General features: G+C 59.4%; 9 protein-coding genes. 6 read left to right on the top strand and 3 right to left on the bottom strand.

Annotation, left to right across the window (positions count from 1 at the left end; translation table 11 throughout):
- Positions 1-72 precede the first annotated feature (72 nt).
- The gene (locus tag QZ498_RS05495) at positions 73-1,422 is read left to right on the top strand and encodes a hypothetical protein (RefSeq protein WP_294620729.1); all 1,350 of its coding nucleotides are present in this window, start codon (positions 73-75) and stop codon (positions 1,420-1,422) included.
- Between the two features lie 324 nt (positions 1,423-1,746).
- On the opposite strand, the gene QZ498_RS05490 is transcribed toward QZ498_RS05495, so the two are convergent.
- Positions 1,747-2,022 (bottom strand): hypothetical protein, encoded by a 276-nt coding sequence (locus tag QZ498_RS05490; protein WP_294620728.1) that lies wholly within the window; start codon positions 2,020-2,022, stop codon positions 1,747-1,749.
- Positions 2,023-2,427: 405 nt separating this feature from the next.
- Positions 2,428-3,591 (bottom strand): acetylornithine deacetylase, encoded by a 1,164-nt coding sequence (gene argE, locus QZ498_RS05485; protein WP_294620727.1) that lies wholly within the window; start codon positions 3,589-3,591, stop codon positions 2,428-2,430.
- A 383-nt stretch (positions 3,592-3,974) separates the two neighbouring features.
- Here argE and QZ498_RS05480 point away from each other — a divergent pair, with 383 nt between their 5' ends.
- From QZ498_RS05480 to QZ498_RS05465, 4 genes are all read left to right on the top strand, one after another.
- On the top strand, positions 3,975-7,175 hold the full coding sequence (locus QZ498_RS05480) for an Ig-like domain-containing protein (RefSeq protein ID WP_294620726.1): 3,201 nt from the start codon (positions 3,975-3,977) through the stop codon (positions 7,173-7,175).
- Between the two features lie 114 nt (positions 7,176-7,289).
- Entirely contained in the window at positions 7,290-8,558 is a 1,269-nt protein-coding gene (locus tag QZ498_RS05475) for a TolC family protein (RefSeq protein ID WP_294620725.1), read from the top strand.
- Positions 8,555-10,789 carry an ATP-binding cassette domain-containing protein gene (locus QZ498_RS05470; RefSeq protein WP_294620724.1) on the top strand — a complete coding sequence of 745 codons (2,235 nt, stop codon included), beginning with the start codon at positions 8,555-8,557 and terminating at the stop codon, positions 10,787-10,789. The genes QZ498_RS05475 and QZ498_RS05470 overlap by 4 nt, the downstream gene beginning before the upstream one ends.
- A gap of 1 nt (position 10,790) precedes the next feature.
- Positions 10,791-11,978, top strand: a complete 1,188-nt coding sequence (locus QZ498_RS05465) for an HlyD family type I secretion periplasmic adaptor subunit (RefSeq protein ID WP_294620723.1) — start codon at positions 10,791-10,793, stop codon at positions 11,976-11,978.
- An 88-nt stretch (positions 11,979-12,066) separates the two neighbouring features.
- Here QZ498_RS05465 and QZ498_RS05460 read toward each other — a convergent pair whose 3' ends face one another.
- Positions 12,067-12,669 carry a flavin reductase family protein gene (locus QZ498_RS05460; RefSeq protein ID WP_294620722.1) on the bottom strand — a complete coding sequence of 201 codons (603 nt, stop codon included), beginning with the start codon at positions 12,667-12,669 and terminating at the stop codon, positions 12,067-12,069.
- A gap of 94 nt (positions 12,670-12,763) precedes the next feature.
- On the opposite strand from QZ498_RS05460, the gene QZ498_RS05455 reads away from it, so the two are divergent.
- A complete protein-coding gene (locus tag QZ498_RS05455) occupies positions 12,764-13,249 on the top strand; it encodes a GNAT family N-acetyltransferase (protein WP_294620721.1) in 486 nt (161 codons plus the stop codon).
- Positions 13,250-13,266 lie beyond the last annotated feature (17 nt).

The raw sequence follows: 13,266 nt of genomic DNA, 5'->3' as shown, positions 1-13,266 counted from the left end.
AGCCAGAAGGGCGACGCGCATTTGTGGCAGCCCCGAAGCATGAAATTATAAGCCGACGAGATTGGAGCTACTTTGACCGACGAAACCCTTAACCAAAATTCTGAACAGACTGAAACACTATCTCATCTGCCGCCTGGAGCGCTAGTGTTGCACACTCCATGGATGCCATCGCAGACCAATCAAGGACGTTACGCAGGTGTCATCTCAGACCCACTATTTACGCAATGTACATACAAAGCGGAAGCCAACGGCGAATGCCCACGAGTAACAGACTGTTTCTTATCAATGTCCGGAGAAACGATACTTTGGGATGATCCGAATGCGATTAGCCGTGAGAGACTTCAGGATCATCAACACAATTGGAGACATGGGCACTCAACCGACAGTAGTCGAGGGATCATGACGGCAACTACGCAAATTGATGCCAACAACATTGGACGATCTGTTCCAGTTGCCGGACCAAACCATGTGCATGGGTTAACGCTAAAAGAGACTGGAATTTCCATTGGTGGAGACAACAATGAGTTGCGACACGAACCTCTGCACTATGAAGTCAGCGCATATTGGATCGCGCCAGATCAGCCTAAGGTGGCAGAAGTTAAGGCCGGCATGATCGCTTTTGCACGTGAAAAAATCCTCGAGGCGCCGGGTTGGCAGCGCATGAATACGGCGGGGCTCGGTATCGATCCCAGTGAACCGGATCAATCCTATAGCCCTCGCCCATGGCGAAAAGAGACGTTCAAAATTGTGGGGTGCATACCTTCTAAGCACCGCAAAGGTCAGCCGCATCATACTCACCTCGTACCTGCTCACGGTCACGAACTAGATGAAGTTACGAGTGCAACTGGAAGTGGTGAGGTGGAAGTGGATATTTCTTCGGGATCAGCCTCAACTGCAACGAATGGACATTCGCATGATCCAGTCACCATCTCAGAAGCTGCGGAAGCTTTGTTAACGCATGCAGAAAACCTGCGGAGCCGTAGGAATATGGAAGTCTATGTTGCAACCAGCGATTTTGCCCCGGTTATGGAAGGCATGATGATACCTTATGTTCCCCTGGATAAGAAAATGATCGATGATCTCCTTGATCAGGGCCGTTGGTCTCTATCCGAGGAGGAGGAGGAGTACTGGGAACACCCAGTTTTCCCGGTCTCAGGAGACTACGAAGGCGACCTTGGTCCGGCCGATCGGGTCGGAAGATTCACTGAAGCCAACGAGCACTACCATGAACATTCGCATTCGCACCGAGTTGACCTAGGCGGCCCAACGCTAAGCCAAACCTATGATCAAGATGATGAAGTCGTTGTAGCATCGGGCGGCCATAAGCATGAGGACATAACCATTTCGGCTATGGTTAGGACTAAAGGGAGCATAAACCCATTGAACTACCGTAGGGTTATGATGATCCGTCGGGTTTGGTAGTAAGCCTAGTGCTTGAGCATATCTTTCCCCATCACTCAAATAGAAAAGAGATGTACAGCGGATGATTCTCCTTACTCTTTGCAGAGTTTTGAAAGTCGGCTAAAAGCCTATTAGGACATGAAAGCTGACATTGGCTCCCGACTTTGCAAAGTCCGCTTCCTGCGCACAGCGGACATTCCTGCACCCGCGCGGCTCTGCGTCGGTGCGCAGTCCATGCGCACCCTACAATGCGCTTTAAGCAACTGTCGGATTGCAGGCTTGAACCTGTCCAAAACGACAACAGGCACCCGAAAGGGTGCCCGTGCCGAAATAGTCGAACAGGTCTTAGCGGCGCGTGCCGTCCTGAGTGCTGACGGGATGTTCCAGCGGCCCGGTGCTGACATTGCCACTCATGGTGCTGATGACCTTGTTGGCGTTGGGCGGGTTGCCGGCGTCCATTGCGGTAGCGGGCAGTGCGGCGGCCCCGAGCGTTGCGGCGAGCGCAAGGCCAAGGATACGGCGGGCGGGGGGGTTGATGGATTTGGTCATGGTCATGGTCCTTTCGTTATCTGGGTTTGTGCCAGCTTCACCAAGGCTGTCTTGGCTCGCTTGCTGTGACACCAAGATGCGCCTTTCGAGCGATCATCGGAAGGCGTGGCCGCCCGATGTGAGAAATCGGTCACGAGACCGCTCGGGTCTGTGATTGACCCATGTTGGGCGGCTCACGGGGGTGTGTTACCTTTGGTTGGCGTGTTGAAATAAACTGCGTAATTTCAATGGGTTAAATTGTTTCAAGCGCTCTCTGCGCAAATGCACCAAAGGTGTTCTGTTTTGCGCTGGTGCGGGGTTTTGTAACAAACGGCATGCTTTTGCATAAGGGTGCGGTGGCCACCGGGGCGGACGATACTCCCTTGGCCGCTTTCAATGTCGGCCTCAAGGCGCCTTGGGGCACAGGAGGCGCGCGAAATCTTGAAAAGATTTCGGTCCGATTTCTTTTGAAGAAATCGGCGTGGCGTGCCGCTGGCCTCAGCTTGCCAGTTTCTTGCCCAACCGGCCCAGCATGTCGATGCATTGTTGAAGCTGGTCGATGGAAACATATTCATCGGGTTTATGCGCTTGGTCGATGGAACCGGGGCCGCAGACCACCGCCGACATGCCGTAGCTTTGGAAAATCCCCGCCTCGGTGCCGAAGGGGACCACATCAGCACCGTTGGCGCCGGTGAGTTCCATCAGGATGTCCTTGGCCTCGTTCAGATCGGCGGGTTCCAGACCTTCGACCTCGCCGATCACCTCGGTGGTGATCTCGGCCTCGGGGCAGATGCTCCGCATGGTGGGCAAAAGCACGGTTTCGCAATATTGGCGCAGGTCATCCTTGACGAATTGCGCATCCGAGGCCTGCACCGGGCGCATTTCCCATTCGATAGAGGCGTTGGAGGCAATGACGTTATGGGCCACGCCGCCCTTGAGGCTGCCGGTGTTGATCGTGGTCCAGGGCGGGTCAAAGCGGCTGCCGGAGGGGGCGCGGGCGCGCAGGGAATCCTTGAGGTCGAGCAGGCGGTTGACGTAACGCGCGGCGTATTCCACCGCGTTCACGCCCCGGTCCGGGGCCGAGCCGTGGCCCGCCATGCCGCAAAAATGCGTGGTATATTCATAGCAGCCCTTATGCCCTTCGATGATGCGCATCGAGGTCGGCTCGCCAATGATCGCGACACCGGGGCGGATGCCCTTTTGCTTGAGGCTGTCGACCAAGGCCTGTGCGCCGAAACAGCCCACTTCCTCGTCATAGGTGAAGGCGAAGTGAATGGGCCGGTCTTGGACTTGTTCGGCGAAATAGGGGGCCATGGCGGTGGCGGCGGCGATAAAGCCTTTCATGTCGCAGGCACCGCGCCCGTAAAGGCGGCCCTCGTGTTCGATCATCTCGAAGGGGTAGCTGGCCCAATCCTGTTCAGCCACGGGCACCACGTCGGAGTGACCCGACAGGACGATCCCGCCGTCGGTTTCAGGGCCGATGGTGGCAAAGAGGTTGGCCTTGTGACCTATTTCATCGTGGAAGATATCGACGGTTGCGCCTGCCGCCTCGAGCTGGTGGGCGATATAAGCGATCATGTCGAGATTGCTGAGTTCGGAAACAGTTGGAAATGCGATCAGTTCCCCCAGAAGGGCAACGGTATCGGATAGCTGTGTCGTCACGTGGCGCGGGTCCTTCGATGTTGGAGGTTTGAGTGACCTTGTGGGCAAGGCTGAGCCCCGTCAAGCGCGAATTGCCTGGAGTGCGGCTCTTGTGATTGTAGGGCATGTGGCCTGGGCCGGCCTCGTTGGCGGAACCTTTGGAAAACCCTGTCTCTTGTGCGCATGCGAAGAACGTGAAGGCGGCGGCCTGTTGCAAAAAAGACTCTAAAAATCGGTCGCTTGCGGGGGGTTTTGCACGCAGCGCGCGAATTTTGCGGTGCCTCACTCTTTTGGGTGAGTGGGCGAAAAAAAATGTAGCGATTGTGTCCTAAAGGCGATATTTATGAGGCAGAAAAACAAAGCGGCGCACAAAGTGCTGCTACTTGAGGTAGAGCGGTGGTGTTATGAAGGCGATTGAGTATGTCGCCCGGACGGATTCGGGTATTGCGCAACGTGGTTCGGTTTCTGGTGGTAATGATGTGAGTGTCATTCCGGCTGGTAACGGACAGGAAATTTCCTTAAATCTTCGGCAGATCGACATTGCGAATTATGATCGCGATGGAAGCAATCTGGTGATCAATCTGGCCGATGGCCGGATCGTTATTCTTGAGGGATACTTCGGAGACGATGGCACGGCGGAAAGCCGGTTGTTCATAAGTGCCGATGGCTATCTCAACGAGGTAACGCTGATCGAGGGCAGCGAAGGGTCGATTTACGCCCAGTATGGCCCGACTGAAATGTGGGGCAAATGGAACCCGTCGGATGACTTGATTTTCCTTGGCGGAAGTGAAGTTGCGTCAGAGGTTTCGGGCGAAGAGCAGGTTTCGATGCTGGGGGCAGGCCTGCTGGGCGGCTCCGGCTTGATGAGCGCCCTGGGTCTCGGGGCGGCTGGTGTTGCGGCGGCTACGGTTGTGGCCGCGGATGACGGAAGTGATGGCGGCGCCACGCGTATCGAGCCGGTGGTCAACGAGGATGAGCCGATTGTGCTGGGGGGCGATGACACCACGGACGACGACAAGTCGATCACGATCACGGGTGAGGCCGAGCCGGAGTCGGAAGTGACGGTCACCATCGGTGATGAGACGCAGACCACGACCGCCGATGAGGATGGCGAGTGGGACGTGACCTTTGAGGGTGACGATTTCCCGGAAGACGGCGATTATACTGTCGAAGTGACAGTCACCGAGCCTGATGGCACCGAGACCGAGCTTGAAGGCCCGGAAATTTCGATTGACACCACCGCCCCTGAGACAGCGGTCGAGGAAGGGACGTTGTCGACCACCGGCATCATCAATGATGACGATTTTCAGGATGGTGTCGAGATTTCCGGCACAGGTGAGGCAGGATCGACTGTTTCGGTCACCATCGAAGAGCATACCGAGACCGTAACGGTGGGCGAAGATGGAACTTGGGAAGTCACGTTTGACCCTGCGGATTTGCCGGAAGGGGACTACGAGACGGAAATGACGGTGGTGTCGACCGACAGCCGGGGCAATTCCAGCACGATTACCGAGACGGTGTCGATTGACACGGTCTATAACGCGCTTGAGATTTCGACCGGGTCCAGCAGCTCCAACAGCCTGATCAACGCGGATGCAGTGCAAACAGAGGGGGGTGTTGTCATCACCGGCACCACAGAACCGGGCGCGACTGTAACGGTGGCCATTGGGTCGCTTGCACAAGAGGTCACCGCGGATGGCGATGGCAATTGGCAGGCCACCTTTGACCCGGCCGATTTGCCGAGCCAGCAGTTCGAGGCGACGGTGACAGCGACCACCACGGATGAGGCGGGCAACACCACGACCACAAGCAGCACGGTCGAGATTGACCTTGTGGTGCAGAACTTCAGCCATCAGGCCGATATCGGTGGCGATGACAATGTCATCAGTGCCAGTGAAATCGGTGACGGCTTTACCCTGACCGGCACGGTCGAGCCGGGATCGACCGTGAAGCTGGAGTTCGAGGGCAGCACTGTTTGGGCTGACGTGGACCCGGAAACCGGCGCGTGGACCGCCAGCTTCAGCGGGGCGCAGGTGCCCGGCGGGGATTATTCCAGCGATGTGACCATCACCGCAACGGATGCCGCCAACAACGTGCAGCAATTGTTCCAGACCGTGCAGGTGGATACCGATCCGGGCAGCCTGACCATGGACGGAATTGGCGATAATGGCGTGATCAACTTCGATGCCTATGACGCAGGGATCGAGGTGACCGGCACGGCCGATCCGAATGCCGAAGTGACGGTGAATTTCAACGGTGTGGTGCATACCGTGACCGCCAACAGCAGCGGCCAGTGGACCACGACCTTTACCAAGGCCGAATTGCCTTCGGGTGACTATGACGCGCAGGTCACCGCGACGGTGGGCGATATCTATGGCAACTCCTACTCGGTCGACCAAGTGGTCGATATGGACACCATTGTCGAAGATTTGTCCGTGGAGGCCCCCGAGGGGATGCCGACGACCGCCGAGGGCCTGAGTGTCATCAACCAAGACAAGGCTGGCCGTGGGTTCGAGATCACCGGCACCGTGGAAACCGGTTCGACCGTTTGGGTGGTGATTGACGGGGTGCGCCGTCAGGCTGAGGTGGACGAGGAAACCGGCGAATGGGTCGCGACCTTCGAATCCGGTGCGCTGGACGGGCATCAGGGCGAAGTGGATATGGTGGTCGAGGTTGAGGATGGCGTCGGCAATCTGGAAACCATCCCGAGCCGCGTTTTGATCGACACAGTGGTCGACAATCTGGCCAGCGACGGATCGCCGGAAACCGTCAACGGTTTCGTTGGTCTTGATGCGGCCAGCGACGGTATGGAACTGGCCGGCACAGCCGAGCCGGGATCGGCCATCGAGGTGCTGCTGTTCAACGAGACCTATGAAGCCGTGGCCGATGCCGATGGCAACTGGTCGCTGATCGTGCCGAGCGGCGATATTCCAGCCACCGAAGGCACGGTGCAATACACCGTTCAGGCCACGGATATCTATGGCAACGTCGATACCACGGACGGCAGCGTGACCTTGGATATGGTGGCCCCGGATCAGCCCGATATTGTGGGATATTTCCGCGAAGGCGGGGGCTATCGTTACGTGACCACAATGACCGGCGAAGATGATGTGACTATCCATCAGGTCGAGGGCGGCAGTATCAGTGAATTGTCGATCCATGACGATGTCAGCACCTTCACCGGGGAAACCGATCACTTCTTCCTGGATGATGCGGGGCAGGCGGCTTCGATCCCGGATGGGTCGCAGTTGATCGTGACCAACACCGATGATGCGGGCAACGCATCAAGCACCTATGTGGTGCTGGACGAGGTGACCACCTCGGTTGTGGACCTCTCGAATGGCAATCTGGGCGACTTCGAGATCGAAACCGTCGACCTGCGCTTTGGCGACCATTCGGAAATGACCATCACCGAAGAGCAGCTTCTGGCGCTGTCGGACAATACCGATACGCTGGTTGTGGAAGGTGGGGCCGATGACACGGTGACCATCCTCGGGGCGACCAAGGTGGATGGCGGGGCCGATGAGCCCGCAGGCTATGACATCTACACCTTGGGCGACGATGCCACCCTCGTGGTGGACGAAGATATCGACATCGTCACCTGATAAGGGTTACGGCGCGCGCCCAACGAGGTGCGCGCCGGTTTAAAAAGACAAGCTACCGATCAAGGGGCGGTCATGGGGCAGAGGTACAGATTTAGCGTCAGGGCAGTGGGTTTGATGGCCCTGCTTGGCGTGACCGGGTGTATGTCGACGGGCGGCGGCGGGGAAGTGTCGCGTTTCATGTCGAAAGACCCCGCGCCGAAGATGACCGCGGCCGAGAAAGAGGCCGCCGAGTCGCTCATCATTTCCGATTTGCAGGCCCGGCGCAGCGTTTTGGCCCCGGGCAGTTCTTATGCACAGGTTGCAGCACCCGTTCTGGAGGCCTATAGCCGCCCCGCCGAGGCGGAGTTGCGCAGCGCGCGGTTGCGGGCCAAGGCTGCGTCTAAGAACTGGTTGCCGCGGATCGGGCCGAACATCAGCCTGACCAGTCTGAGCGATATCGTGGCGCAGTTGGTCGTTGAACAGGTGCTCTTTGACAATGGCCGCAAGAAGGCCGAGCGCGCCTTTGCCAAGGCCGATGTGGAAGCGGCGGCGGTGACTCTGGCCGAGGATACCAATGAACGGGTCTTTACCGCGCTGACGCTGTACCTTGAGGCCTCGAAGGCGCGGGAGCGGCTAGGCATTGAGCGTGCGACGCTCAAGGACATGGAGCATTTCGAATGGGTGATGAACGAGCGCGTCAAGGGCGGTGTCTCGGATATGTCGGATTTGAATGTGCTGCGTCAGAAACTGGCGGAAATCCGGTCGACCCTTGCGGCACAACAAGAAGGTGAGGCGACCGCCTTGGCCGAGTTGAATGCCATGTCGGTGCGGCCATTGGATGATGTTTCGGGCCTGAGTGATCTGGCGGTTTCGGGCGCGGTGGCCAAACCCTTGTCGGTCTTGCAGGCCGAGGCCGAGAAAGAACGCGAGATTGCCAGCGCCAAGATGGAGCGCGCGGGGCTTTTGCCGGGGGTAAGCGCCGGTGGCACCTTGGGGGAGGGTGGCAGCGGGATTGGCGTGAACGTCAAATCCGATCAATTGCTGGGCCTTGGCACCCTGGACAGCATGAAGGCGCTGGACGTGGCGCGCGAGGCGGCAAATCGCCGGGTGGGGCAGGCCGAGGAAGACGCCAACCGCCGCCTGCGGCGTCTGGAGACCCGCCTGAGCGCGCTGTCGCGGCAGGTAAGCGAGGCCGGTGCGCTGGCGCAACAGGCCAAGGCCAATCTGGACCTTTTCCAGCGGCAGTACGATGCAGGCCAGCGGCAGGTGATGGATGTGGTGGGGGTTTATGAGACCTTCGCCGCACGGCAGGCCGCGCAGTTGGATTTGAAATACGAACTGGCCGAGACGCGGTTGCAGATTGCCCGCGAGAGGGGCCTTTTGGCGGACGGGAGTAGCATTTGACGAAATCCCCCGTCGCCTTGACCATCACCTCTGGCACCGGGCCGAAACTGCGCCCGGTGAACGACCCCAATGCGCCGGAGGCCGAGGCCCCGGCGCAAGTGCCGTTGCAATCCCGCTTTGGCGAGCGGGCGGTGGCGCGGGCGGAACTGGGCGCGACCTATGCCGCGGTGCTGGGCCAAGAGGTGATGCCGCGCGACATCCTTGAGGCGATGATGGCCAGCGAGCGCAACGATGATCAGCCGCAGCCCGAGGCCTTGGCCGAGGGGCTGGCCGCCGTTGGCCTGCTGACCGAGGTGGAAAGCGTCGCGCATTGCATGGCGGATCACTGGCCCGCCTTGGCGCAGATGACCAGCGGGCAATTCGTGCTGGTTTTGGCGCAGCAGGGGCAGGATATGGTGATCTATGACACCACCTGCACCGATAATCGCGCCTATGTGCCGCTTTCTGAGTTTGAGCCCTATTTCACAGGGATTTTGGTGCGGGCCGAGGCGCCGATACAGACGATTTCCAAGGTCCACACCGAGGAGGCCGCCCCGGCGCATTGGTTCTGGGGGCAGTTCGCGGGCTTCCGGCGGCAGATCGGTGAGATTGTTCTGGGGTCTTTCGTGGCGAACCTTCTGGCCGTCGCCGTGGCGCTATTTGCCTTGCAGGTCTATGACCGGGTGATCCCGCATCAATCGGAAGCGACGCTTTGGGTGCTGGCCGCCGGCGCGGGCCTTGCCCTGATGATGGAGGCCTTCCTGAAAATCGCCCGCTCGCGCCTGATGGATGGCGCGGGGCGGCAGATTGAATTGAACGTGCAGGGCCTTTTGATGAACCGGGTGCTTGGCATGCGCTCGGAGGCGGCGGGGCGCGCGCCCAGTCAGCTTTTTAGTTCCATGCGCGAGTTCGGCTCGGTCCGGGAGTTTTTCACCGCCTCGGCCATTGGCACGCTGGCCGATGTGCCCTTTATCTTTATCTTCCTGCTGCTGGTCGCTTCGATCGCCGGGAACCTGGTTTGGGTTTTGATATTGGGTGGGATCCTGATGGTGCTGCCGGGGTTCTTCTTGCAAAAGAAGATGATCCGCCTGACCCAAGAAATGCAGGGGGCAAGCGCCAAATCCTCGCGCCTGTTGCACGAGGCGATTTTTGAGCTTGATACCCTCAAGACCCAGCGCGCCGAGGATCGGTTTCGGCGGTTGTGGACCGAACTGACCACGCTTCAGGCGGTGAAATCCAGCGATCAGCGCAAGCTGGCCTCGACGCTGACGTTCTGGAGCCAAGCGGTACAACAGGCGACCTATATCACCGCGATCATCACCGGCACCTATCTGGTCTTTGCGGGCGAATTCACCGTGGGGTCGATCATCGCGGTCAGCATCCTGACCAGCCGCACGCTTGCCCCGCTGACGCAATTGTCGGGCACCATGGCGCGGTGGAGCAATGTGAAATCGGCGCTCAATGGTTTGGACACGATTGCCAATGCTGAACAGGACAGCGCCGAGGATCGCACGTACCTGCGGCGCGAGACCATCGACGGCGGGTTTGAGCTGCGCGAGGTGCAGTTTGGCTATGACGAAGGCGCGGCACCGGTTCTGGATATTCCCGCGCTGTCGCTGCAACCGGGGCAGAAGCTGGCCATTCTGGGGGCCAATGGCTCGGGTAAATCCACCTTCCTCAAGCTGCTCTCGGGGCTTTATGCGCCTGCCAAGGGCCGGGTCTTGCTGGATGGGGCCGATATGAACCAGATCGAGCCGCGCGATTTGCGGCGCTTGATCGGGTATCTGGGCCAAGATGTGCGCCTCTTTACCGGGACGCTGCGCGAGAACCTCAACCTGACGCTTCTGGAGCGCAACGACGACCGTCTGTTGCAGGCCTTGGATTTCGCCGGGTTGGGGCAATTTGTGAAAAGCCACCCCAAGGGGTTGGACCTCGAAATTCGCGATGGCGGGCAAGGGTTGAGCCAAGGACAGCGGCAATCCATCGGCTGGGCGCGGCTGTGGCTGCAAGACCCCAAGGTGTGCCTGCTGGATGAACCGACCGCAGCCTTGGACCAGACGCTTGAGAAGACGTTGGTCAGCCGCTTGGAAAACTGGCTGGAGGGACGGACGGCGGTGATTGCCACGCACCGGGTGCCGATCCTGCAACTGACCGACCGGACGATGATTTTGCAAAACGGGCGTCTGGCCGTGGATGGGCCGCGCGATCAGGTGCTGGCGCATCTGGCGCAGGGCGGGAACGGAGGGGCCTGAGATGTCTGCAAGCAGCACCAACCTTGCCGCGCAATTGAACGACCGGCTACGCGGGCCGAGCCTGACCATTTGGCTATGCGCCATTACCGTTTGGCTGTTCATCCTTTGGGCCGCTTTCGCTTGGGTGGATGAGATCGTGCGCGCGGAAGGCTCGTTCATCTCCTCCTCGCGCCCGCAGATCATCCAGAACCTTGAGGGCGGCATCCTGTCGGAACTCATGGTGCAGGAGGGCGATATCGTGCAGCGCGGTGATGTTCTGGCCCGGCTGCATGGCACGCAGTTCAAATCCTCGGTCGAGGATTTGCGCGACCAGATCACGGCCTTTGAGATTCGCCGTCTGCGGTTGGAGGCCGAATTGGCCGGGCAATATGATTTCACCGTGCCCGCCGATATGGCCCTGCGCAGCCCCGAGATGGTGGCCTCGGAAAAAGCCCTTTTGAAGGCGCGGCAGGAGGATTTCGTCAAGCGTAGCGAAGGCGCGAAGCAGGTGATGGAACAGGCGGCTGAGGAAATGCGCCTGCTGGAAAACCTGCTGAAGAAAAAGATCGTCGCCCTGATCGAAGTGACCCGCGCGCGCGGCGCCTATGCCGATGCCAAGACCCGTTACGATGAGATTGTCACGCAGACCGAGTTGGAGCGTGCCAAGGAATATTCCGAGACCTTGAAGGAATTGGGCACCCTCAAGCAGAACCTCAAATCCAGTCAGGATCAGTTGAACCGCACCGTGTTGGAAAGCCCGATGCGCGGGATCGTCAATAACCTCAATGTCACGACGATTGGCGGCGTGGTGCGCCCCGGTGAGCAGATTTTAGAGATCATTCCGCTGGATGAGGAATTGTTCGTCGAGGCCAAGGTGGCCCCGGAAAACATCGCCAATATCCGCAAGGGGCAAGAGGCGACGATCAAGCTCACGGCCTATGACTACACCATTTTTGGCTCGCTCAAGGGCGTGGTTGATCTGATCTCGGCCGATACCTTCGAGGATGAAAAGGCCCGCGAACCGGATGGCAACCCACATTACAAGGTGACGCTGCGGGTGGATACCGCGAACCTGACGCCCCGGCAGGCGCGGATCGAAATCCGCCCCGGCATGCAGGCGCAGGTGGAGTTGCACACCGGCGAAAAAACCGTGCTGCAATATCTTCTTAAACCGCTCTACAAAAGCCAAGAAGCTTTCCGCGAGCCGTGATTGAAGTGTTTCGCGAAATGCTGTGCTCCGCTCAAGCGCTGCACGCGTTCCGCCTTTCGCTGATGGCTCAGGTTAAAGGCGGAACGTTTCATTCCGGCCGTTTAAGGGTGAAGGTCTCGCGCACCACGGTGTAATCTTGATACCCCATCCGCGCCAACGGGCGGTATTTGCTTGGATCGAACAGGCCATCCGTCAGGCAATCGTCGCGCATGTGAACGCCTGTCACCTCGCCAAAGACCACGAAATTTGCCTCGCCCGGTAGGGTCACGATCTGGGTCAGTTTGCATTCCAGCGCGGCGGGGGCGGCCTCCACGCGCGAACAGGCGATGGTTTCGCACTCCGCTTTCTCAAGCCCGGCATCGGTGAACTCATCCACCTCGCGGCCCCACGGACCGGAGGTTTGGTTCATCGCATCTTGCAGGTCTTCGCCCAGGATATTGACGCAAAAGACGCCAGTGTCGCGGATATTGGCGACGCTGTCCTTGGTGCCGTCGCGGTCGGGCTTGGCCGAGGTCGAGGAAAACATCACCTGCGGCGGCACATAGGCCACGGCATTGAAGAACGAATAGGGCGCAAGGTTGTCTTGGCCATCCGCCCCGCGCGAGGAAATCCAGCCGATGGGCCGGGGGGCGACGATGGCGTTGAAGGGGTTATGGGGCAACCCGTGGCCCTGATCGGGGGTATAGAACATTGCGCGTCCCTCGTGGCTTTTACGGCTTTTGCCAGAGGTAACGCCGTGCTAGGCGCAATTCCAGTTTTATTCACAAGGGCTTCGCAGGCATCCCGTGTTTGATTTGCGGCCAGAAACAGATGACGACTGGTGGGAGGTCGAGGCGCTTTACGACCTCTGCTTTGCGCCGGGGCGTGAGGCGTTGTCGTCGTACCGGTTGCGTGATGACGTGCCGCCCGTCGCCGGGCTGAGCATGGTGGCACGCGACCCAGATGGCATTCTGGCCGGCGCGATCCGGTTCTGGCCGGTGCGGGTGGGCGAGGCGCGCGTGTTGCTTTTGGGGCCGGTGGCCGTGCACCCCACGCGGCAGGGCGAGGGGCTGGGTGGCGGGTTGATCCGCGAAAGTCTTTACGAAGCCAAGGCGCAGGGCTGGAAGCGGGTGCTTTTGGTGGGCGATGCGCCTTATTACGGGCGGTTCGGCTTTACCAAGCTGGAGGGCGTGCAAATGCCGCCGCCCACCAACCCGGAGCGGGTTTTGGGGCTGGAGCTGGAACCCGGCGCTTGGGCGGGTATTTCCGGGCTTGTGGAGCGTGCCGCTTGAAATCCGCTCTCCTTGGC

It is taken from the genome of uncultured Roseovarius sp., assembly GCF_913057115.1.
Lineage (GTDB): Bacteria > Pseudomonadota > Alphaproteobacteria > Rhodobacterales > Rhodobacteraceae > Roseovarius.
Note: the sequence above shows the minus strand (reverse complement) of the source record. Positions and strands in the feature narration are given on the sequence as shown.